At 73.0% G+C, this 20,174-nt stretch carries 22 protein-coding genes; 10 read left to right on the forward strand and 12 right to left on the reverse strand.

From position 1 onward, the window contains the following. Positions 1-24: 24 nt before the first annotated feature. Positions 25-528 (forward strand): nucleoside deaminase, encoded by a 504-nt coding sequence (locus EDF50_RS10550; RefSeq protein ID WP_123519525.1) that lies wholly within the window; start codon positions 25-27, stop codon positions 526-528. 55 nt (positions 529-583) lie between these two features. Here the strand turns inward: EDF50_RS10550 and EDF50_RS10555 are convergent, their stop codons facing one another. Continuing rightward, on the reverse strand, positions 584-1,072 hold the full coding sequence (locus EDF50_RS10555; protein WP_123519526.1) for a hypothetical protein: 489 nt from the start codon (positions 1,070-1,072) through the stop codon (positions 584-586). Between the two features lie 108 nt (positions 1,073-1,180). Here EDF50_RS10555 and EDF50_RS10560 point away from each other — a divergent pair, with 108 nt between their 5' ends. Both EDF50_RS10560 and EDF50_RS10565 read left to right on the forward strand, forming a co-directional pair. Further along, on the forward strand, positions 1,181-1,789 hold the full coding sequence (locus tag EDF50_RS10560; protein ID WP_123519527.1) for a hypothetical protein: 609 nt from the start codon (positions 1,181-1,183) through the stop codon (positions 1,787-1,789). Between the two features lie 49 nt (positions 1,790-1,838). Continuing rightward, the gene (locus EDF50_RS10565; RefSeq protein WP_123519528.1) at positions 1,839-2,144 is read left to right on the forward strand and encodes a DUF427 domain-containing protein; all 306 of its coding nucleotides are present in this window, start codon (positions 1,839-1,841) and stop codon (positions 2,142-2,144) included. 115 nt (positions 2,145-2,259) lie between these two features. Here EDF50_RS10565 and EDF50_RS10570 read toward each other — a convergent pair whose 3' ends face one another. The 8 genes from EDF50_RS10570 to EDF50_RS10605 form a co-directional block, all read right to left on the reverse strand. Beyond that, entirely contained in the window at positions 2,260-2,904 is a 645-nt protein-coding gene (locus EDF50_RS10570) for a CGNR zinc finger domain-containing protein (RefSeq protein WP_123519529.1), read from the reverse strand. Between the two features lie 199 nt (positions 2,905-3,103). Continuing rightward, positions 3,104-3,559: a SprT-like domain-containing protein gene (locus EDF50_RS10575; protein WP_123519530.1), complete on the reverse strand. Its 456-nt coding sequence runs from the start codon at positions 3,557-3,559 to the stop codon at positions 3,104-3,106. Positions 3,560-3,580: 21 nt separating this feature from the next. Beyond that, the gene (locus tag EDF50_RS10580) at positions 3,581-4,804 is read right to left on the reverse strand and encodes a hypothetical protein (protein ID WP_123519531.1); all 1,224 of its coding nucleotides are present in this window, start codon (positions 4,802-4,804) and stop codon (positions 3,581-3,583) included. Between the two features lie 265 nt (positions 4,805-5,069). Further along, the gene (locus EDF50_RS10585) at positions 5,070-6,278 is read right to left on the reverse strand and encodes a sorbosone dehydrogenase family protein (protein WP_199738729.1); all 1,209 of its coding nucleotides are present in this window, start codon (positions 6,276-6,278) and stop codon (positions 5,070-5,072) included. Between the two features lie 128 nt (positions 6,279-6,406). After that, positions 6,407-6,811: a flagellar assembly protein FliW gene (locus EDF50_RS10590; RefSeq protein ID WP_123519532.1), complete on the reverse strand. Its 405-nt coding sequence runs from the start codon at positions 6,809-6,811 to the stop codon at positions 6,407-6,409. Continuing rightward, positions 6,808-7,692: a flagellin gene (locus EDF50_RS10595; protein ID WP_123519533.1), complete on the reverse strand. Its 885-nt coding sequence runs from the start codon at positions 7,690-7,692 to the stop codon at positions 6,808-6,810. The genes EDF50_RS10590 and EDF50_RS10595 overlap by 4 nt, the downstream gene beginning before the upstream one ends. Positions 7,693-7,695: 3 nt before the next feature. Continuing rightward, positions 7,696-9,126: a flagellar hook-associated protein FlgK gene (gene flgK / locus EDF50_RS10600; protein WP_123519534.1), complete on the reverse strand. Its 1,431-nt coding sequence runs from the start codon at positions 9,124-9,126 to the stop codon at positions 7,696-7,698. Position 9,127: 1 nt separating this feature from the next. Continuing rightward, positions 9,128-9,631 carry a flagellar protein FlgN gene (locus tag EDF50_RS10605; protein ID WP_123519535.1) on the reverse strand — a complete coding sequence of 168 codons (504 nt, stop codon included), beginning with the start codon at positions 9,629-9,631 and terminating at the stop codon, positions 9,128-9,130. Positions 9,632-10,098: 467 nt separating this feature from the next. Between EDF50_RS10605 and EDF50_RS10610 the strand changes: the two genes are divergently transcribed. The 5 genes from EDF50_RS10610 (at position 10,099) to EDF50_RS10630 (ending at position 14,581) form a co-directional block, all read left to right on the forward strand. Beyond that, positions 10,099-10,920, forward strand: coding sequence for a sigma-70 family RNA polymerase sigma factor (locus tag EDF50_RS10610; RefSeq protein ID WP_123519536.1), 822 nt, complete (start codon positions 10,099-10,101; stop codon positions 10,918-10,920). A 115-nt stretch (positions 10,921-11,035) separates the two neighbouring features. Then, complete coding sequence (locus EDF50_RS10615; RefSeq protein WP_123519537.1) at positions 11,036-12,211, forward strand: flagellin; 1,176 nt, start codon at positions 11,036-11,038, stop codon at positions 12,209-12,211. Positions 12,212-12,397: 186 nt separating this feature from the next. Continuing rightward, a complete protein-coding gene (fliD, locus tag EDF50_RS10620; protein WP_123519695.1) occupies positions 12,398-13,792 on the forward strand; it encodes a flagellar filament capping protein FliD in 1,395 nt (464 codons plus the stop codon). Then, a complete protein-coding gene (gene fliS, locus EDF50_RS10625; RefSeq protein ID WP_370453993.1) occupies positions 13,792-14,256 on the forward strand; it encodes a flagellar export chaperone FliS in 465 nt (154 codons plus the stop codon). The genes fliD and fliS overlap by 1 nt, the downstream gene beginning before the upstream one ends. Then, entirely contained in the window at positions 14,246-14,581 is a 336-nt protein-coding gene (locus EDF50_RS10630; RefSeq protein WP_123519539.1) for a hypothetical protein, read from the forward strand. Before fliS ends, EDF50_RS10630 begins: the two co-directional genes overlap by 11 nt. 84 nt (positions 14,582-14,665) lie before the next feature. On the opposite strand, the gene EDF50_RS10635 is transcribed toward EDF50_RS10630, so the two are convergent. After that, complete coding sequence (locus tag EDF50_RS10635; RefSeq protein WP_123519540.1) at positions 14,666-16,189, reverse strand: CitMHS family transporter; 1,524 nt, start codon at positions 16,187-16,189, stop codon at positions 14,666-14,668. A gap of 309 nt (positions 16,190-16,498) precedes the next feature. Between EDF50_RS10635 and EDF50_RS10640 the strand changes: the two genes are divergently transcribed. Together EDF50_RS10640 and EDF50_RS10645 are read left to right on the forward strand one after the other, a co-directional pair. Beyond that, positions 16,499-18,394: a sensor histidine kinase gene (locus EDF50_RS10640; RefSeq protein ID WP_123519541.1), complete on the forward strand. Its 1,896-nt coding sequence runs from the start codon at positions 16,499-16,501 to the stop codon at positions 18,392-18,394. Beyond that, on the forward strand, positions 18,391-19,089 hold the full coding sequence (locus EDF50_RS10645; protein WP_123519542.1) for a response regulator: 699 nt from the start codon (positions 18,391-18,393) through the stop codon (positions 19,087-19,089). Before EDF50_RS10640 ends, EDF50_RS10645 begins: the two co-directional genes overlap by 4 nt. Before the next feature lie 149 nt (positions 19,090-19,238). On the opposite strand, the gene EDF50_RS10650 is transcribed toward EDF50_RS10645, so the two are convergent. Beyond that, complete coding sequence (locus EDF50_RS10650) at positions 19,239-19,772, reverse strand: hypothetical protein (protein WP_148076817.1); 534 nt, start codon at positions 19,770-19,772, stop codon at positions 19,239-19,241. Continuing rightward, positions 19,765-20,049, reverse strand: a complete 285-nt coding sequence (locus EDF50_RS10655; protein WP_123519544.1) for a hypothetical protein — start codon at positions 20,047-20,049, stop codon at positions 19,765-19,767. Before EDF50_RS10655 ends, EDF50_RS10650 begins: the two co-directional genes overlap by 8 nt. Positions 20,050-20,174: the final 125 nt, after the last annotated feature.

Genomic DNA, 20,174 nt, shown 5'->3' on the forward strand with positions numbered 1-20,174 from the left:
GCGACCCGTGGCTACGCTCGCCCCATGACGACCGACACCACGACTCACGACCCCACCGTCACCCCGGCCGACCTCGCGCGGCTGCATCGCGCGATCGAGGTCGCGCAGCAGGCTCGCGACCATGGCAACCATCCCTTCGGCTCGCTGCTGCTCACGTCCGACGGCGAGGTCGTCGAGGCCGAGAACACGGTCGTCACCGAAGGTGACCCGACCGGCCACGCCGAGACGAACCTGGTCCGCCTCGTCGCGCAGCGTTTCGACAAGTCGACGCTCAAGACGGCGACCCTCTACACGAGCACCGAGCCGTGCGCGATGTGTGCCGGGGCGATCCACTGGGCGGGTATCGGCCGCGTCGTCTACGCGCTCGCCGAGCAGCAGCTGCTCGGCATGGTCACCGAGCAAGAGGGCGAGTCGACGCTCGACCTGCCCTGCCGTGAGGTCTTCGCCCGCGGGGGAGGCGCGGTGTCGGTGTCGGGGCCGGCCCTGGTCGACGAGGCCGCGGCCGTGCACGCGGGCTTCTGGAGCTGACGCCGGTCGCCCGTGGGCCCTCCAGGGCCTGGTCGCGAGGCCGGCCGACCCGTGGTCAGGCGTGCTTCGGGTGGGTCGACGCCCCGCGCCAGGTCGGCGCCAGCGCCTTCATGCGCAGGGCGCGCCACTGCCAGGTCGCCCAGAGTCCTGGCCACAGCAGCAGGCCCAGGGGCCCGGCGTGGAACTCGAGTCGGTCGCGCAGCAGCGTGTGGCCCGGGCCGTCCGGCACGACGGCCATCCGGTGGTTGATGCGCATGCGGGCGAACTGCCCGCTCGTGCCGTGTCCGGTGTCGCGCTGTATCCACGCACCGTCGCGCTCGTGCCAGTCGAGGTCGACGTGCGTGCTGCCGAGCGGCAGGACGCCGAGGATGCTCGCCGACACCGGGTGCGCCTCCTCGGTCCAGCGGTCGGGAAAGCCCGACGGCGACTCCGACCGGTAGACGACCAGGGGCTTCGTCACGGCGACCATCACCCGGGGGTCGCGCAGGGCGTCGGTCGCGACGTCGACGGGGCAGGCGAGGCGGAGTTTGAGCTGCACGTGCATGAACCGATCCAACTCCCGCCGCCTGACCGGGTCCGCCCGGCCCGCTGCACCCCGTCACGCCGCGTCACGCACGTGCGGCGTCCGCCCGGTGCTGCCTAGGCTGGTCCGATGAGCTCGCACGGCCAGCAGAAGTACCAGGTGAGGTTCGACCACGGGGTCGCAGGAGCCGCCCGCATCGCGCCCGGCGCGCACGTCGTCGTCGTGGTCGACGTGCTCGACGGGCACGGCACGCTGTCGCGGGACGAGACGGTCGGGGCCGTCACCCGGCTCGCCGAGCTCGCTCACGACACCGACGTGCTGCTCGTGACCGGGACGGGTGGCGCCGCCGACGTCGCCCGCCACGTGGTCGACCGGCAGTCGCAGCGGGGTGACCGTGCCCTCGTCGCGGTCGTCGCCGCCGGGGCCGTCGAGCCGGACGGCTTCCGGCCCGCCGTCGAGGACCAGCTCGCCGCCGGAGCGGTGGTGGACGCGCTCGCCGCGGTCGGCATCGACTTCTCGTCACCCGAGGCGGCCGTCACGTGCGCCGCCGCCGGGGCGCTCGCCCGGGCCTCGGCGCACCTGCTGACGGCCTCGGCCTCGGCTGCCGAGCTGGTCGCGACCGACCGGAGCGACGTCGTCGACGCAGCCCGCGCCTCCTCGTCCTCGTCCTCGTCTGCGGCGATGGTCGTCGCCGTCGACCGGGCGGGTTCCGGCGTGGAATCCATGCGCTCGGCGTAGCGTTGCAGCGAGAGCGACCAGGACGTCGCCCCGACCCGCAGGAGGAACCATGAAGGCAGTGCTCACCGACGGAACCGTCGTCGCCGAGGCCCCGAAAGACGAGCTGATCTCGATCGAGGGCAACTGGTACTTCCCGCCCGCCAGCGTGAACTCCGAGCTGCTGACCGAGAGCCCCACCCAATACCACTGCCCGTGGAAGGGCGACACCCAGTACTTCAGCGTGACGTCGGGCGACGACCTGCTGCAGGACCGTGCCTGGAGCTACCCGACGCCGATTCCGACCTCGTTCGATCGCGTCGGCAAGGACTACTCGGGCTACGTCGCCTTCTGGAAGGACGTCTCGGTCGTCGACTGACCGGTCGTCGGCTGACGCCCGCACGCTCGCGTCGGAGCTCCTGACAGTGGCGGGTCGGCGGGTCGGTGGCCTGGCGTGTTGCGGCCTGGCGGGCCGGCCATGTCGGTCCGCCGGCTCAGCCTCGGGCGGCGCGGGCCCGGTGCGCTCGAACCTTGGCCCGGTTGCCGCACCGCTGCATCGAGCACCACCGGCGGCTGCCCGCCCGTGACTCGTCGAAGAAGACCAGCCCGCAGGCCTCGTTCGTGCAGCGACGGAGGCGCGAGTCCGGTCCGCCGACGAAGCCGACGGTCGTGAAGAGGGTCACCGCGTCGCGTGCCACCGACGCCATCGCCTGCCCGAGTCGCAGGCGCCCCGCGCCGGCCTGGCGTCGGCCGCCCTCGAGCGACGGCGGGACGTCGGGCAACGCCGCGAACAGGTTGAGCGTGTCGACGTCGTCGGGGTCCGTCGAGGTGCCGTCGGCGGCGGCCACGGCGAGCCGGGCGACCGCGTCGCGCAGGCCGCGGGCGTCGGCGAGTTCACGGGCGCCCGCCGAGCCCGCGATGCCGTCGAAGCGTTCGCCGATCCAGTCGTCGAGGTCGGCAGGCAGCAGGAGGCCGTCCCACGGGGTCGACCCGTCGGCGGGCAGGTCGAGGCCTGACTCCGGGCCGAAGCGTGACCCGGCACGGAACCCGCCGAGGTAGGCGAAGTCGAGGCTGAGTGCGCCCGAGTCGAAGAACCACCGGGTGTCGGTGTCGGATCTGAGCCACTGTCCGGTCTGCACCTGACCACCCTAACCGGTTACGCGCCTCCTCGGCTCTCCTGCTCCTGCTCCTGCTCCTGCTCCCTCGCCGGCGAGATGTCACGACTTGCCGCTCACTTCTTAAGATGAGCGGCAAGTCATGACATCTCGCCGAGGGGCCGGGGCCGGGGCGGGGGCAGCCGCCGGGGCCGGGGCGGGCAAGGGCCGGGGAGGCGCGGCCTCAGACCTCGCGCTTCGTCCAGGAGATCAGGTGGGCCGGGTCGTACCGTCGTGAGCACCGTCCGCAGGCGAGCGGCCGCGCCGGCTGCCGGTAGCGGTAGTGCTCATGCCCTGCCGGGCAGATCCCGACCCACGGGGCGAGCTCGCTGGCGATGGCTCCGTCGTGCAGGCGCGAGCCGACGTAGCCCAGGTCGGTCGCCACGGCCTTCCACCTCGGGCCGTGCCCCGCGCGCGAGCCGGCGAGGGCGTGGGCGACCTCGTGCAGCAGCACCTGGTGGATCTCGTCGTCGTCGTAGCGACCGGCGAGGTGCCGTGAGACCGTGATGCGCTTCGTCGTGTAGTTGCACAGACCCGCGCGGGTCTTGGCGTTGTCGAAGCCGAACGTCCACACGGCGGGGTCGAGGTGCAGGTCGATGAGCGCGGCGGCCCAGCGCCGCACCCGGTCGAGGTCGGCCACGTCGAGGTCAGGAGGCGCGGGTCAGCGCCGCGGGAACGGCCAGGTGGTGGGCTCGTCGTCGCGCGGCAGCTCGTCCACGACACCGGTCACGCCGGTGCCGCCCGTGCGGGGCCGGTCGGTGGCGCGACCCTCGTCGTCGCCTCGCCGCTCGGCGTCGAACTCGTCGGAGTCGCGGTCGCGGTGACCTGCGGCACGCTCGGCGAGGTGGCTGATCTTGCCCCAGAGCCCTCCGTCGCGCGGTGCGGACGGAGCCGTGGCGGCGGCCTTCTCGGCCCGGGCGGCGGCGGCCTCGGCCACCGGTGACGCCGCGGCCTCGTCGGGCATGGACTCGGGGTCGAAGCTGATCGCGGCCGTGCGTGCGGCGTCGATGGGCTGACGGGTCGGCGCGGCGCCTTCGTCGGCATCGACGTCGGACGTCGTGGCCGCGGTGGTCTGCTGCGTGTCGGGGGTGGGTGCGGATGCCGGAGCCGGGGCCGGTGAGCCGCCGTAGAGCGCGGCGATGCCGTCGAACCGGGGGACCTCGGTCCGGGCCTGGGCCCGGGTCGGGGCCGAGACCGGGGACGCCGGGGCCAGGGACCGGACCGGCACCGGGTTCGTGTCTCCGGCGGCCGGTGCCTCGAGCCGCGGCTGCGGGCCGGTGTCGCTGAGGTAGGCGCGCATGACTCCCTCGATGGCGACGCGCAGCCCGTTCGTCCGGTCGCGCGGGGCGCCCGACGCCTCGTACGCCTCGAGAGCCTTGGCCAGGGTCTCGCGTGCTTCTTCGTTGCGACCCAGGTCGTAGAGCGTGTAGCCCTCGAGCTCCGCGGCCGCGGCCTCGAGCTCGCGCCATTCTTCGGTGGCCGAGGTGATGCGGCTCGTGTGCAGGTCGTTCAGCGCACGGTCGAGCTTGCCCTGCTCGCGGAAGATGTGGGCGCGTCGGATGCGGGCGGCCGTCGAGTCGGCCCGGTCGCCGGTGAAGTGCGCCAGGCGGAAGGCCTCTTCGGCGATGGCGAGGGCCTCGTCGAGGCGGCCGAGCAGGCGCAGCAGGTCGGCACGTTCGCCGAGGGCGGCGGTGCTGCGGCTCTGGCCGAGCGCGGCGAGGCGGGCCTCGGCGGCGGGCACGTCGACGGCCGTGCGCAGGCTGATGGGGTCGAAGCCACCGGCACCGCCGATGCCGCGCACGACGGGTGCGGCGAGCCCCGGCGGCACGGTCTGGGGGCGGGCGCTGCCGGGTGCTGTCGTGTCGGGTCGGTCGTGCTGGCTCATCGAGTACGAGGGTAACCGCCCGGCCCCCGAACAGGCCGCGCGGCGCGCAGCGTGTGAGCGAGTGTCGGGGCCGAGATGCCCGACCCGACCCGCGCCTCCTCGGGTCGCGTGCGGAACCCGACCTGCGCCTCCTCGGGTTCTGTGCACATCCCGACCAGTGAGCGCATCCCGCCACGTGATGGTGCCGGCCGGGCGGCGTGTCGCCCCACGGCCGTCGCGATTTGCACAGGGGCGACGCGGTGGAGGCGCGCGCAGGCCGGCCGGGTCAGGGGACGGCGGTGAGGGGGACGCTGACGATGCGGTCGTCGCCGGTGCTCGGCGTGCCGCGCCCGTCCGTGTTGTTCGTCACGAGCCAGAGGGTGCCGTCGGGACCGGGCAGCACGTCGCGGATGCGGCCGAGCGACCCGGAACCGGCGAAGAGCTCGGTCGGCACGGCCTCGGAGTCGGACGCGACCTGGATCTCGAACAGTTTCTCGCCGCCGAGCCCGGCCAGGTACAGCGTCGTGCCGACCGCCGTGAGGCCGCTCGGGCTCGCGTCGTCGGTCGACCACTGCAGCACGGGGTTCGTGAAGCCCGTGGTCTCGCCCCGTCCCTCGACCTCGGGCCAGCCGTAGTTCGCTCCGGGTTCGAGGGCGTTCAGCTCGTCGTAGGTGTTCTGGCCGAACTCGGCGGCCCAGGCGGCACCGGTCGCGTCCCAGGCGATGCCCTGCGGGTTGCGGTGGCCGAGGGTGTAGACGAGCGAGTCGGGCGACGGGTTGTCGTCGGGCACGCCTCCGACCTGGGTCGCGCGCAGCACCTTGCCGCCGAGCGAGCCCGGGTCCTGGGCGTTCGGGCGCTGGTTCGCGTCGCCCGTCGTGACGTACAGCAACCCGTCGGGGCCGAAGGCGAGGCGTCCGCCGTCGTGGTTGCTGGCCTTGGGGATGCCCGTGATGACGGCTTCCTGTTCGCCCAGGCCGTACGAGCCGGCCTCGCCCGTGATCGGCGCACGCACCACGCGGTTGTCGTCGGCGGTCGTGGCGTAGGCGTAGAGGTACGACGGCGACCCGGCGAGCACGGCCAGACCGAGCAGCCCGCCCTCGCCCTCGTGCACGACCCCGCCGATCGTGCCGGCCTCTCGCGTGCTGCCGTCGGCGAGCAGCTCGAGCACGGTGCCGGTGTCGCGCAGGCTGACGAACGACGACCCGGTGTCGAGCCGCACGACCGACCAGGGGGCGTCGAGCCCCGTGGCGACGTCGGTCGGTTCGGCGTCGGCCGCGACGGTGACGGCGGTCGTGTCCGTCGTCGGGGCGACGGGTCCGGGGCCGGCGACGGCCGCCGGGTCGGTCGGGGTCTCGGACGCCGGGCGGGTGGCGGCCTGGCCGCCCGAACCCGGGGCGTCGGCCCCGGCGGTGCAGCCGGCGAGCAGGACGGCGGTGATCGCCGCCATCGTGCCGACGGCGAGCCGGTGCCGTGTGGTGCGGGGTGTCGTGGTCATGGTCGCGCCTCCTGCGTCCCAGGCAAGCCGATGCCCGCCACGCCCGCATCGGTCGTCACCACACCGTGACCGCCTTCGCAGCCGCCGCCCAGCCGCGAGGCGAGCCGCCGCCCAGCCGCGAGGCGGGCCTACGCGCGCGGGCTGAGCTCCGCGCGCAGCGGCCACTCCTGGCCCTCGAGGATCAGCTGGGCGCCCGCCCCGGTGCGCACGTTGACCACGATCGGTGCCAGCAGGTTGACGGTCATGCCGGTCGACGCGGGCGTCGCGACGACGAGCAGCAGGGCCTCGGCTGCGTCCTGCAGGTCGAGGGCGTGGGTCTGGTCGTCGGTCACGACGGGGGAGTAGTCGGGCAGGTGCACCGACGCGTCGAGCACGAAGAGCCGCGTCTCGGAGTCGGCCGCGCGAAGCGCGAACAGGCCCGTCGCGCCCTCGATGCGCTCGAGGGTGAAGTCCACGAGCGGTTCGAGACCGAACGGAGGCGCGGTGAACGACACGACGGAGCCGCTGACCTCGCGGGCTGCCTGCGCGCTCATCGGAGGAAGTCCATCAGCGAGGGCTGCAGCACCTTGGCGGTGACCGCGAGGGCCGCCTGGTACGACGTGTTCTGCATCTGCAGGTCGAGCACGGCCTGGCCGAGATCGAGGTCCATGATGCCGGCGCGATGCGCCTCGAGCGTGGTCTGGGTGTCCAAGAGGGTGTCCTCGGCTCTCAGGATCTGGGACTGTCGTGCCCCGATGTCGGACTGTACGCCGCGCAGCGACGTCAGTCGGGCGTCGACCTCGGTGAGGCGCGAGCCCACGTTGACTCCGGCACGCAGGTCGGTCGTGATGCGGTCGAGCAGGCTGAACACCGAGTCGTCGCCGGTGCCGAAGGCCGCGGCGCCGTCGGCGTCGACCCGGACGCTCGTCTCGCCGCCGACCTGACGGGTGACGGCCGACCCGGGGGTGCCGGTGAAGCTGAAGTCCGACCGGAAGGCCACACCCGCGTCCGAGGTGCCGGCGAAGACGCTGCGCCCGGCGTAGGTCGTGTTGGTGCGGGTGAGCAGGTCGGCCTTGAGGCCGTCGATCTCGGTGGCGATGGCCTCGAGGGACGCCGGCGACTGGGCGCCGGTGTTGGCGCCCTGCACCGTGAGGTCGCGGACGCGCTTCAGCACGTCGTCGGCGGCCGAGAGGGCCGAGTCGGCGGTCGAGAGCCACGCGTTCGCGTCGCCCGCGTTGCGGCTCCACTGCGCGTTGGCGGCCTGGTCGGCCTTGACGCGCAGCGCTTCGGCGGTGCCGGTCGGGTCGTCGGACGGCTTCGAGATGCGGTCGAGGGTCGAGGCGCGTTCCTGGGCCTCCGAGACGCGGGCCTTGCTGACGAGCAGGTGCCGCTGGGCGTCCATGACGGCCATCTGGTTGGTCGTGCGGGTGATCATCGGTTACCTCCCGACCCGTCCCATGCCGTTGATCAACGTGTCGAGCATCTCGTCGATCGCGGTCATGACGCGGGCGGCGCCCTGGTAGGCGTGCTGATAGGTGAGCAGGTTGACGTTCTCCTCGTCGAGGCTGACCCCGGCCGTCGAGAGCTGCCGGTTCTTGGCCGACGTGGCCGACAGGTCGGTGAGCGTCGAGCGGTCGGCCTCGGTCTGCGCGACCGCGCCGATCGTGCTGACGATCGAGCCCCAGGCGCGGTCGGGCGAGCCGGTCGACAGGCCGATCTGACCGATCGACCGGGCGACGGACCCGTCGAGGGCGCCCCCCGTGCCATTGCCCGAGGCGATCGTGGCGGCGCCGGTCGGCACGACGGTCAGGCCGCGGGCCGCGGGCACGCCGGCGGTGAACGCGAAGAACGCGTGGCCGGTGGTGCCGTCGGCCGTGGTCCCGGTCGCGTGGACCGCGTTGACCTGGGCCGCGAGCTGGGTCGCGAGGGCGTCGTAGCTCGCGGCGGCCTCGGCGAGGACGCCGCCACCGCCACCGCCACCGGGCGCGGCCGGGGCGAGGACCGACAGCGAGCCGGCGATGCTGCCGCCGTCGAGCGGGACGGGGTCGCCGGCGCGGTGGGTCCATTCGAGCGAGACGCCCGAGGAGGCGCTGGCCAGCGTGTAGTCGCCGGTCACCTTCACCTGCCGGGCCGAGTCGCCCGACACGAGCGCGTTGCCGCCGACGATCACGTCGACCGTGCCGTCCGCGTTGTCGCGCACCGTGCCTCCGGCCAGTGTCGCGATCTTCTCGGTCAGCACCGAGCGGGCGTCCACCAGCTCGTTGGTGCTGACACCCTGCTGCTGTGCCGTGCGGATGCGCACGTTGAGGTCGGCGACCTGGGTCGCGGCCGAGTTGAGCTGCGAGGCGAGGCCGTCGAGCTGTTGCCGCTGGGCGGTCCACTGGTCGTCCACCGCCTTGTAGCCGCTCGCGAGGGTGCCCGCGATGGTCTGCGCCTGCCCGAGCAGCACGGCGGCGGGTGCCGCGGCCGAGGGGTTGTTCGAGACGTCCTGCCAGGCCGACCAGAACTTCGTGAGCTGCGTCGAGAGCCCGGTGGTGCTCGGCTCGTTCAGCGACGACTCGAGCGCGGCCGTGACCGAGGCGCGCACGCCCTGGTAGCCGGCGGCCCCCGCGGCGCCGCGGACCTGCGCGTCCGCGAACCGGTCGCCGATGCGGGCGATCCCGTCGACCGACACGCCCTGTCCGGGCTGGACGCCGGCCGAGAACAGGCCCACGCGGGCCGCGGCCTCGATCGAGGACTGGCTGACCCGCTGGCGCGTGTAGCCGTCGGTGTTGACGTTGGCGATGTTCTGGCCGACCACGTCGAGGCCGGTCCGGGCCGCGGTCAGACCGCGGTAGGCCGTGTTGAGGCTGCCGAAGGTGCTCGCCACGTCAGAGCCGCCCGTCGAAGAGGTGCCCGCCGGAGGCGCTGGCCGAGTTCGCGTGACCGGTCTGGCCGGACGCGTCGTACGTCGCGGTCGCGGGGCCGGTGGACGCGGTGGCCAGGGTCTCCTGTGTGGCGCGGGCGGCGGCCCGGAGGAAGCGTTCGTTCTCGTCCCGCAGCTGGGCGATGCGGCCGGTCAGTTCGGTCATGGCGCGCAGGTGGGCGGTGAAGATCTCGCCCCATGGGCCGGCCGGAGCCGCGGCGACGATCTCGCGCAGCGGGGCCTCCTCGTCGGTGCCCCACTCGCGGGCGACGGCCGACACCTCGACGCTGCGCTCGAGACCCGCGGACCGCAGGCGACCGAGCACCTGCTCGACCTCACGCGTCGCGTGGTCGATCCACCGGCTGCGGCCCGCGGTGAGCAGCAGCTGCTCCTCCTCGAGCTTGAAGGTCAGCAGCTCGAGCAGTTCGCGCTCTCGCCAGAGCAGCGCGGAGAGTTCGTTCGCGCCCATGGGGGCCTCCTCGGTCGGGTACGTCGGGTTCGTCGGTCGTCGGCGAGGAGTGCCTGACGTCCTCTGCACGGGTGACTATCGGCGGAGGCGCGGCATGCGTTAGCGACCGGCCCGAGCGTCCTCCGGGCGGCGCCTAGCCTTAAACCACCGCTCGAAGGAAGGGGCGTTCCGACCCAGTACGGGGGTGGGGGCACAGGGTGTGTCCCCCGAAGGGATGACGGACGTTCCCCCGCACTGGGGGCAGCCCCGGCCTGCCGCCGGCCCCCTCCTGCTCGGTAGCGTTGCAGAGCAGCGACGGGCCCCGCCGGTCGGTCGCACATCACCATCCGCGGTCCCGCCGTCCTCTCGCACGGCGACCCGCGCCTCCTCGGCGATCCCTGTCGACGTGCCCTGATCAGAGGGCCGTTCGTCGCGCCCGGAGGCACCGTCACCGGACCCGAGAGGTCCCCTTCGCACTGGGAGTCGCGATGAACCGCACCGAACGCAACGCCATGGTGGTGGAGAACCTGCCGTTGGTCGGTTACCTCGTCTCGGAGGTGTGCGCCCGCGCCACCCACCTGTCGCGCGACGACCTCGCCTCGGTCGGTGCCGTCGCCCTCGTGCAGGCCGCCGACGCCTTCGACCCCACGCTCGGCATCCCGTTCGGCGCCTACGCCCGCACCCGCATCGTCGGCGCCTTCGCCGACGACATGCGCTCGGGCGACTGGGCCAGCCGCGGCACCCGCAAGCGCATCAAGGAGACCCTGGCCGTGCAGGAGGCGCTCACCGCCTCGCTCGGCCGCGCCCCCAGCGTCGACGAGATCGCTGGAGCCCTCGGCGTCGACCGGCAGACGGCCGCCGGCGCCCTGACCGACGCGGCCCGCACCGTCTCGGCCCTCGACGACACCGTCGCCGACCACCTCGCCGCCGACCTGCCGCTGCCCGAGGAGAACCTGCTCGTCTCGGAGCGCAGCCGCTACGTCGCCGCCGCCGTCGAGGCCTTGCCCGAGCGCATGCGCCTGATCGTCGAGGGCGTCTACTTCGGCGATCGCACGGTCACCGAGATCGCCGACGAGCTCGGCATCACCCACTCGGCGGTGTCGCAGCAGCGCACCGAGGCGGTCCGTCTGCTGCGGGACGCCCTCGAGGCGCACTACGCCGACGACCCCGACGCCGAGTTCGCGCCCGTCTCGAAGACCGCGCCCGCCCGCCGCAGCGCGTACCTGTCGCGCGTCGCGACCAACGCCGCCGTCGGCATCGCCCGCGCCATGCGCGAGCCCGACGCGGCCGGCCTCAGCACGGCGGTCTGAGACCGCCCGAAAAACTTCTGCGGCTGACTAACAGTCGCGGTCGACCGGCCGACAGTAGCCGGTGTCAGCCCACGGACGGGCCGACGAACACCACCCAGTCACGGAGGAGAACACCATGGGTATGCAGATCAACACCAACCTCGCGGCCAACAACACGTACCGCAACCTGAACGCCACGCAGAACGACCTGTCGAAGAGCCTCGAGAAGCTCTCGTCCGGTCTCCGCATCAACCGTGCCGCTGACGACGCGGCCGGCCTCGCGATCTCCGAGGGCCTGCGTTCGCAGGTCGGTGGACTGACCGTCGCCGCACGCAACTCCCAGGACGGCATCTCGGTCGTGCAGACCGCTGAAGGTGGCCTCACCGAGACCCACTCGATCCTCCAGCGCATGCGCGACCTCGCCGTCCAGGCCGGTAACGACTCGAACAACGTCGAGTCGCGTAAGGCCATCACCACCGAGGTCAACTCGCTCAAGGAGGAGCTCACGCGCATCGCCGCGTCGACCAACTTCAACGGGACCAACCTGCTCGACGGCTCGAAGAAGACGCTCTCCTTCCAAGTGGGCGCCAACGGCAGCGCGGACAACCAGATCACGGTCAACCTGGGTGTCGCCGACGTCACTGCCATCACGAAGAACCTGACCACGGGTGCCGCAGGCGGCGAGGGCACGAGCTTCACGATCGCGGACTCCACCGCGATCGCGGGCAAGCAGTCCTTCACGCTCACGAAGGACGGCGTGGCCACGACGGTCGAGACGGCTCAGGCCGCCCCGGCAAACGGCTACAAGAGCGTCGAGGCCTACGCGACCGCTCTTCGCGAGGATGCCAACTTCTCGGCGAACTTCAGCGTCAGCGTGACGAAGAACGACAACGGTGCCGGCACCGGCATCGTGGTCCGTGCACTCAACGGCGGGGCCGTCGCCACGACGGACCCGAACGCGACCAGCGACGCGGTCACCGGCGGCACGGCCAGTGCCGTCGCCACGGGTGGTCTGGACTTCTCCAGCGCCACCTCCGCTCGTGCGTCCATCACGCTGCTCGACGAGCAGATCACGAAGGTGTCGACGGCTCGTTCCGAGTTGGGTGCCGTCCAGAACCGCTTCGAGCACGCCATCAACGTGACGAACGTGGCGAAGGAGAACCTGACGGCGGCCGAGTCGCGCATCCGCGACACCGACATGGCACAGGAGATGGTCAAGTACACCCGCTCGAACATCCTGAGCCAGGCCGGCACCGCGATGCTCGCGCAGGCGAACCAGAGCACCCAGGGCGTCCTGTCGCTCCTCCGCTAGTCGGAGAGCGTCCCGGCGGTCGCTCCCAGCGGCCGTCGGGCGACACCCGGGCATGACGCGTGACCGGCACGGGGCGGGTCGAGAGCTGATCCTCTCGCCCGCCGCGTGCCGGCCGCGTCGCTCACCTCGACGTCCGTCGACCACACCCCTGCCCCTCCGACCCCCGACCTGCGACAGGAGCACCTCATGGCCAGCGTCGGCATCGACGGGCTCGCGAGCAGCCTCGACACCACCAGCCTGATCAACAACCTGATCAAGATCGAGGGCACCCCCCAGACCCTGCTGAAGAACAAGGTCAGCGCCGCCACCAGCTTCATCACGTCGATGCAGACGTTGAACGCCCAGGTCTCGGCACTGGCCGACACCGCGAAGACCGCGGCGAAGCCCGCCTCGCTGCAGGCCTTCACGGCGACGAGCAGCGCCACCTCCGTCACGGCCTCGGCGGGAGCCACGGCCGCCGCCGGCTCGATCGAGTTCGTCGTCGGTGCCACCGCGCAGGCGAAGACCGCCGTCACGGCCGCGATGACCGCCTGGCCCGCCGAGCCCGCCGTCCTGACCTTCACCTCGGCCGCCGGCAAGGCCGTCGAGGTCACGGCCGCGTCCGCCTCGCTCGACGACGTCGTCACCGCCGTCAACGCCTCGGCAGCAGGCGTCACCGCCCTGAAGGTCGCCTCGGGCAAGGACGCCTCGGGCGTCGTGCAGTACCGCCTCCAGCTCACCTCGACCGCGACGGGCGCCGGCGGCGACTTCTCGGTCCACCGGGGAACCGCCGCCGAGGTGGACGCCGGCACCGCGCCCGACCTCCTCGCCGAGGCGGGGGCCGCCGTCGTCAAGACCGCCCGCGACGCCTCGGTGACCCTCTACGCGGGAACCGCCGCCGAGCAGGTGGTGACCAGCGCCTCCAACACGTTCTCCGACCTGCTGCCCGGCGTCTCGGTCACCGTCTCGGCCGCAGCCGTGTCGGCCACGCCCGTCTCCGTGACCGTGGCTCGCGACGCCGCCGCCGCCGGCAAGGTCGCGTCGGGGCTCGTGTCGAGCCTCAACTCGGTGCTCTCGGCCATCTCGAGCGGACAAGCCACGACGACCAGCACGAGTGCGACCGGCGCCACGACGGTCAAGGGCGGTGCGTACACCGGCGACTCGTCGGTGCGGGCCGCTCAGACGGCATTGCAGTCGGCGGCCTCGGCACCGATCGACGGCAAGTCGCCCTCGTCGATCGGCATCAGCATCTCCCGGGACGGCACCTTCGCCTACGACGCCGACAAGTTCCAGGCCGCCCTGGCGGCCGACCCGGTCGGCACGCAGTCGATGCTCAGCGCACTCGCCGGCCGCGTGGCCGAGGCTGCGACGAGCGCGTCGGACAAGACGACCGGCACCTTGACCCAGGTGATCACCGGCCAGCAGTCGGTCGTGAAGGACCTCGGCGTGCGCATCGCCGACTGGGACCTGCGCCTCACCGCGCGCCGCGCCACCCTCCAGACCACGTACAACTCGCTCGAGGTGAAACTGCAGGCCCTCCAGGCCCAGTCCTCCTGGCTCAGCAGCCAGGTCGCCTCCCTGACCGCATCGACGAGCAGCTGATGATGAACGCACAAGGATTCGCCGCCTTCGCCGCGGCGAACGGTCCCGCCACCACCGCGCAGCGCCAGCGGGCGCAGTACACCTCGGAGGCGGTGCTCTCGGCGACGCCCGTCCAGCTCGTCACGATGCTCTACGACCGCCTCATGCTCGACCTCTCGCGCGCCGAGGCCGCCCAGGTCGCCGGGTCGTGGGTCGTCGCCGGTGAGCAGCTCGTGCACGCCCAGGCGATCGTCGCCGAACTGTCGTCGTCGCTGAAGATCGACGTCTGGGACGGTGGCGAGGGCCTGCTCGCGCTCTACGGTTACGCGTCGACCGCCCTGGTCAACGCCAACGTCCACCGCGACGTGGCGCTCACACGCGAGGTCGTCGGCCTCCTCGAGCCGCTCCGCCAGGCCTGGCACGAGGCGGGTGCCTCGTTGCAGACCACGACGGTCGCCCCCACGGGAGCCCTCGGTGTCGCCTAGGACCGACCGGACGCACGCCGCCTGGCGCGCGGCCCTGGACGAGCTGGAGGCGCTGGTCACCCAGGCTGATGCCTCGATTCCCGCAGGCGACGCCGGCACGGCGACCCCGCCGACCCCGTCACGACGCTGGACGCCCCCCGCGGGGCTGGGCCCGTTGCCGCAGGACCTGGCGACCCGCGCCTCCTCGTTGGCCGAGCGCCAGCGGGGTGTGATCGGCCGCCTCGAGGCCGCGCGCGCCGCCGTGCTGCAGCATCTCGGCGCGGTCCGGACCGTCGAGGCCTCGCACGAGCCCTCGCGTCCGGTCTACCTCGACACCACCGGCTAGGCAGGCCCCACCGAGACGCCACGACGTGCCGCTCACCTCGAAAGGTGAGCGGCACGTCGTGACATCTCGCCGGAACAGGACGACTCAGCCGAACGGGATCACCCCGACGACGATCGCGACCACGAGCATCACGACCGAGACCACGGCCGCCCGCCAGAGAACCTTCTTGTGGTGGTCGCCGAGGTTGACGTTCGCCAGGCTGACCAGCAGCAGGATCGCCGGCACGAGCGGGCTCTGGAGGTGCACGGGCTGGCCGATCACCGAGGCGCGGGCCATCTCGACGGGTTCGATGCCGAACGCGGCGGCGCTCTGGGCCAGGACCGGAAGGATGCCGAAGTAGAAGGCGTCGTTGCTCATGAAGAAGGTGAGCGGCAGGCTGAGCAGCCCGGTGATGACGGCCAGGTACGGTCCCAGCTCGTTCGGGATCACCTGCACGAGCCACTGCGCCATCGCGTCGACCATGCCCGTGCCGTTGAGCACGCCGATCAGCACGCCGGCCGCGAAGACCATCGAGACGACGCCGACGATGCTGGGCGCGTGGGCGACGATCTCGGCCGACTGCTGCTTCACCTTCGGGAAGTTGATCAGCAGGGCGACCGCGACGCCGACCATGAAGACGTAGGCCAGCGGGAAGAGGTCGAGCACGAGCAGCACCATCACGACGACGGTCAGCGCGAAGTTGAACCAGATGAGCTTCGGGCGCAGGGTCTCACGCGTGGGGTCGAGCATCGTGTCGGCGAGGGTGCCGCTCATCGGGGTGCCGTTCTCGCTGCCGCCGACGGGGTTGTCGACCGCGCGCTCGCCGGGGGCGTCGGCCCGGCTGCCGTCGGCGCGACCGCCGCGGAGGCCCAGGGCGACGGTCGGGCTGGTGAACATCGAGACCCCCACGCCCGCCTTGCCCGGTCCGCCGCCGCGGGCCGCCGTGGCGAGCTCGCGCGACAACGGCGACATCTTCTCGGCCGCGGCGGCGAGCACGGACCCGCCGAGTTCGACGGTGCCGAGGCGGCGGCGCTCGCGCAGGCCCATGAGCCAGGCGAAGACGAACACGATGACCAAGCCGGTGATCAGCGACGGCACGAGCGGCACGAAGATGTCGGACGGCGCGACGTTCAGCGCGGCGGCCGCACGGACGGTCGGCCCGCCCCACGGGACGATGTTGAGCGTGCCGTTGGCGAGGCCTGCGACGCAGGTGAGCACGACCGGGCTCATGCCGAGCTTGAGGTAGATCGGCAGCATGGCGGCGGTCGTCACGATGAAGGTGGTCGACCCGTCGCCGTCGAGCGAGACGGCCCCGGCCAGCAGAGCCGTGCCGAGCACGATCTTCGCGGGGTCGTTGCCCGTCACCCGCAGGATGAACCGGACCAGCGGGTCGAACAGCCCGACGTCGATCATCAGGCCGAAGTACATGATCGCGAACATCAGCAGCGCTGCGGTCGGGGCCAGGTCGCCGATCGCCTCGATGACCATGTCGCCGATGCCGAGACCGGCCCCCGCGAACAGGCCGAAGATGGTCGGCACCATGATCAGGGCGAGCATCGGCGAGAGCCGTTTGGTCATGATCAGCACCATGAAGGTGGCGATCATCAGATAGCCGAGGATGACGAGCATCAGGACTCCTTCGTCCAGTTCGTGTGTCCGGGCACGCTAGCCGCGCCTCCCGACGCACGTCGCGCTTGTGCGCATTGGCCGACTATCGCGCGTTGGTGCCGTTCTGCGCGTTCTGCTCAGGACGCACGGCCTGCCCCGCCCGACCCCGCCCCGCCCGCCCCCGCCCCCGGCTTGGCACCGCGTTTCGTGCACCGCACCGCGCCTAGACGAGGTGCGGTGCACGAAACGCGGTGCGGCGCGTGCGCGGGGGCAGGGCGGGGCCGCGAGGAGGCGCGGGGCGCGTCGGCCGCGCCCGGTACCCTGGCGGGCGTGACCGACGACAGCTCACCACGGGGACGCCGCACGACGGCGAGCCGTGGGGCGGGTGCGCGACGCGACGGGACGCGGGCGCCGGCACCGCGCCTCCGGAGGCGACGTTTCGCCACGGAGGTGCTGCTGTTGCAGCTCGCCGTCGTCACCGCCATCGTGCTGCTGACCAGCGCGGTGTTCGCCACGATCGCCGTGCAGCGCCTGGCGCGCGAGGCCGAGTCGACGGCCCTCGCCGTGGCGCAGAGCGTCGCCAGCGACGCCGACGTCCGTGAGCAGGTCGCGCTGCTGAGCGTCGACGGCACCGAGATCGACGAGGAGGCGCTGGCCGGGGGAGCCCTGCAGCGCACCGCGGTCGCGGCCCGGCAGCGCACCGGCGCGCTCTTCGTCGTCGTGACCGACGACCGCGGGGTGCGGCTGGCGCACCCGGACCCCTCCCGCATCGGTGAGCGCGTCAGCACCAGCCCCGACGCGGCGTTGCGCGGGGAGGAGGTCGTCGCCTGGGAGCGCGGCACGCTCGGCGACTCGGCCCGGGCGAAGGTGCCGGTCTACGCCCCCGGGGTGGTCGCGGACGAGCCGGGCTCGGCGGTCGGCGTCGTCGGCGAGGTCAGCGTCGGCTACGCGCCGACCCGGGTCTACGACACCCTCGCGCAGGACGCCCTGCCCGTCGTCGGGGTGGCCGTGCTGGCCCTCGCGCTCGGCGTCGTGGCGTCGGTGCTGATCCGGCGACGGCTCGACCGGGCGACGCTCGGGCTGCAGCCCGAAGAGCTGTCGACCCTCGTGCAGAACCAGCAGGCCGTGCTCGGCGGGGTCGGCGAGGGCGTGCTCGCGGTGTCCCGCGACGGCGTGGTGACGGTCTGCAACGACCAGGCCGCACGCCTGCTCGGGCTCGACGCGGCGACGGCCGTGGGGCGGCCGCTCGAGGGGCTCGACCTGCCCGAGGGGCTCGTCGCGCTGCTCGGCCCGGGCGCCCGGCAGGACGACGCGACGACGACCGACGGCACGACCGACAGCACGCTCGTGGTCGACCACCACGTGCTGCTCGTCGACGTGCGCCCGGTCTCACGCGACGGGGTCGACCTCGGCCGGGTCGCGGTGGTGCGCGACCGCACGGCCGTCGAGGCCTTGACGCGTCGGCTCGACGCCGTCGGCGCGATGACCACGGCCCTCCGCGCGCAGCGACACGAGTTCGCCAACCGGTTGCACGCCCTGTCGGGCATGCTCGAGCTCGGTCGGGCCGAGCAGGCCCGCGCCTACCTCGCCGACGTGCTCGACCACGGACCGTTGCGCTACCCGGTCGCCCACGCCGACCGGTTGACCGAGCCGTACCTCCAGGCGTTCCTCGGTGCGAAGGGCGTCGAGGCGGCCGAACGGGGCGTGCTGCTGAAGCTCGGGCCCGAGACGCTCGTCACGGGGTCGGTCGTCGAGCCCGGCGACGTGACGACCGTCCTCGGCAACCTGGTCGACAACGCGGTGCGGGCCGCCGTGGCCGGACGGGTCACCCCCGCCTGGATCGAGGTCGAGGTGCTCGACGACGGCACCGACCTGCACCTGTCGGTGATGGACTCGGGCGACGGCGTCGCCGACGCGGGGCGGCTGTTCGACCGCGGGCCGCACGGTGCCGACGACGAGCCCGACCCCGCGCGGGTGCACGGCCTGGGCTTCGGACTTCCGTTGTCCCGTGACATCGCCCGGCGCCGGGGTGGTGACGTCTGGCTCGGCTCGCCGGGCGGTGACGGGCACGGCGCGGTGTTCTGCGCGAGGCTCGTGGGCGCGGTCTCGAGCGAGGCGGTGGCGACGTCCGCGGCCGAACCAGCCCGTGCCTCCTCGTCCCCCGACGCATCGCCCGACCCGCGCACCGGCAGCGCCCCCCGCCGCTCCGAGAGGACCACCCCGTGACGACCGAACTCACCGTGCTCGTGGTCGACGACGACTTCTACGTCGCCGACCTGCACCGTCGCCAGGTCGAGCAGTTGCCCGGCCTGCGGGCGCTGCCGGCCGTCGGGACGGTCGCCGAGGTGCGACGCGTCCTCGCCGAGCAGCCCGTCGACCTGCTGCTGCTCGACGTGCACCTGCCCGACGGCAGCGGGCTCGACCTGCTGCGCGAGGTCGACGTGGACGCCTTCGTGCTCAGCGCCGCGTCGGACGCCACGACCGTGCGCCGGGCCCTGCGGCGTGGGGCGCTCGGCTACCTGATCAAGCCGTTCGCGTCGGGCACGCTCGTCGACCGGCTACGTGCCTACCAGAGGTACCGCAACGTGCTCGACGAGCGGACGGCCGTCGACCAGGAGGCGCTCGAACGGGCCCTGCGCATCCTCCATTCCGGCGACGCGGCCAAGGCGGCCTCGCCGTCGCGGTCGGCGACCGAGCAGGCGGTGCTCGAGCAGTTCGGCGCGGAGACCGGTGCCGGTGCCGCCGGCGGGGCCGACGTCGGGCCGCTCGAGCTGTCGGCGGCGGACGTCGCCGCCCGGGTCGGGGTCTCTCGCGCGACGGCCCAGCGCTACCTCGCGGCGCTCGCCGCCGACGGCCTCGTGACGATGAAGCTCAGCTACGGCACCACCGGCCGCCCCGAGCACCGCTACTCGCGCCCCTGACGCGACCCGCGCCTCCTGCCCGCCGCCCTGCCGCCGCTTCGCACCACGGACTGAACGTCGCACCGCCCTCTTCGGCGGTGCGACGTCCAGCCGGCGGTGCGATGCGCCCCCGCTCCCCGAGGCGTGCGGCCGAGGAGGCGCGGCCCGGCTCAGTCCGAGGGTGCGGTCTCGACCGTCGGTCCGACGACGCCGAGGAGGACGTAGTTCTGCCCGGGTGACGCACCGTCGTCGCCGGCCTGCACGGTCAGCTCGAAGCCGTCGTAGCGGCCGTCGTCCGAGGTCAACGTGACCCAGCGGCCTCCTGCGTTCGACGTCTCACGGTCGAGACCCACCGTCCAGCCGTCCGCGACGCGGGCGTCGATGACCGACTCGGCGACGTCGAGCTGAGGCGCGTCGGGCACGAGGTTGACGTACCGCAGCACCCGCCACTCCTGGATACTGCCGTCGGCGTCGTCCGCCGAGCCGCCGATCGCCGCCGCGCTGTCCTCTTGGGCCTCGACGCTCGCCACGAGCGTCGGGTCGATCTGGGCTTGGAGGCCGTCGATCAGTTCCGTGGCGACCGTGCCGGTCTCTTCGAGGGACAGTCCGTCGTCCGCATCGTGAGAGCCCGTCGTTCCCGTGCTGCACGCCGTGAGGAGGGCGAGGCCCAACACCACGAGGCAGAGCACTCGGCGATCACCCACGGAGGCCCACGAACCACCAGAGTGACGCGATCTCGGCGGGCTGCTGCTGGAGGCCGAGCCACAGGCCGACCGGCCACAGGAGCAGGGGCAGCACGACCCCGACGGCGAACGCGGCCACCACGAGGGCGAGGAACACGAGCCCGACCAGGGCGCCGACCGATCGGCGACCGACAGCCGCGTCCGCAGCCGCCTCGTCGTCGTCCACGACGATCCTCTCGTCGGGGTCGGTGGCGTGCTCGTCACCGATCCCCAGCAGTCGTCGGCCGTCCTCGTCCATACGCGCGCCTCCCGTCCCCTGCCGCCCTCGACGCGACGCTAGCAGCCGCGCCGAGACGCCCCCACTACGGGGCGGGCGGACGCCCACCGCTTACGTCACGTCCCACCCCGCCGATAGAGCGCCGT

Source organism: Frigoribacterium sp. PhB24, from assembly GCF_003755185.1.
Lineage (GTDB): Bacteria > Actinomycetota > Actinomycetes > Actinomycetales > Microbacteriaceae > Frigoribacterium.

Coding starts and splice junctions, on each gene's coding strand:
- EDF50_RS10565 (WP_123519528.1), top strand. CDS start 1,839: ATGAAGGCAGTGCTCACCGACGGAACCGTCGTCGCCGAGGCCCCGAAA.
- EDF50_RS10635 (WP_123519540.1), bottom strand. CDS start 16,189: ATGCTCGTCATCCTCGGCTATCTGATGATCGCCACCTTCATGGTGCTG.
- EDF50_RS10585 (WP_199738729.1), bottom strand. CDS start 6,278: ATGACCACGACACCCCGCACCACACGGCACCGGCTCGCCGTCGGCACG.
- EDF50_RS10590 (WP_123519532.1), bottom strand. CDS start 6,811: ATGAGCGCGCAGGCAGCCCGCGAGGTCAGCGGCTCCGTCGTGTCGTTC.
- EDF50_RS10555 (WP_123519526.1), bottom strand. CDS start 1,072: ATGCACGTGCAGCTCAAACTCCGCCTCGCCTGCCCCGTCGACGTCGCG.
- EDF50_RS10605 (WP_123519535.1), bottom strand. CDS start 9,631: ATGGGCGCGAACGAACTCTCCGCGCTGCTCTGGCGAGAGCGCGAACTG.
- EDF50_RS10550 (WP_123519525.1), top strand. CDS start 25: ATGACGACCGACACCACGACTCACGACCCCACCGTCACCCCGGCCGAC.
- EDF50_RS10655 (WP_123519544.1), bottom strand. CDS start 20,049: ATGGACGAGGACGGCCGACGACTGCTGGGGATCGGTGACGAGCACGCC.
- fliD (WP_123519695.1), top strand. CDS start 12,398: ATGGCCAGCGTCGGCATCGACGGGCTCGCGAGCAGCCTCGACACCACC.
- EDF50_RS10580 (WP_123519531.1), bottom strand. CDS start 4,804: ATGAGCCAGCACGACCGACCCGACACGACAGCACCCGGCAGCGCCCGC.
- EDF50_RS10610 (WP_123519536.1), top strand. CDS start 10,099: ATGAACCGCACCGAACGCAACGCCATGGTGGTGGAGAACCTGCCGTTG.
- fliS (WP_370453993.1), top strand. CDS start 13,792: ATGATGAACGCACAAGGATTCGCCGCCTTCGCCGCGGCGAACGGTCCC.
- EDF50_RS10560 (WP_123519527.1), top strand. CDS start 1,181: ATGAGCTCGCACGGCCAGCAGAAGTACCAGGTGAGGTTCGACCACGGG.
- EDF50_RS10615 (WP_123519537.1), top strand. CDS start 11,036: ATGGGTATGCAGATCAACACCAACCTCGCGGCCAACAACACGTACCGC.
- EDF50_RS10595 (WP_123519533.1), bottom strand. CDS start 7,692: ATGATCACCCGCACGACCAACCAGATGGCCGTCATGGACGCCCAGCGG.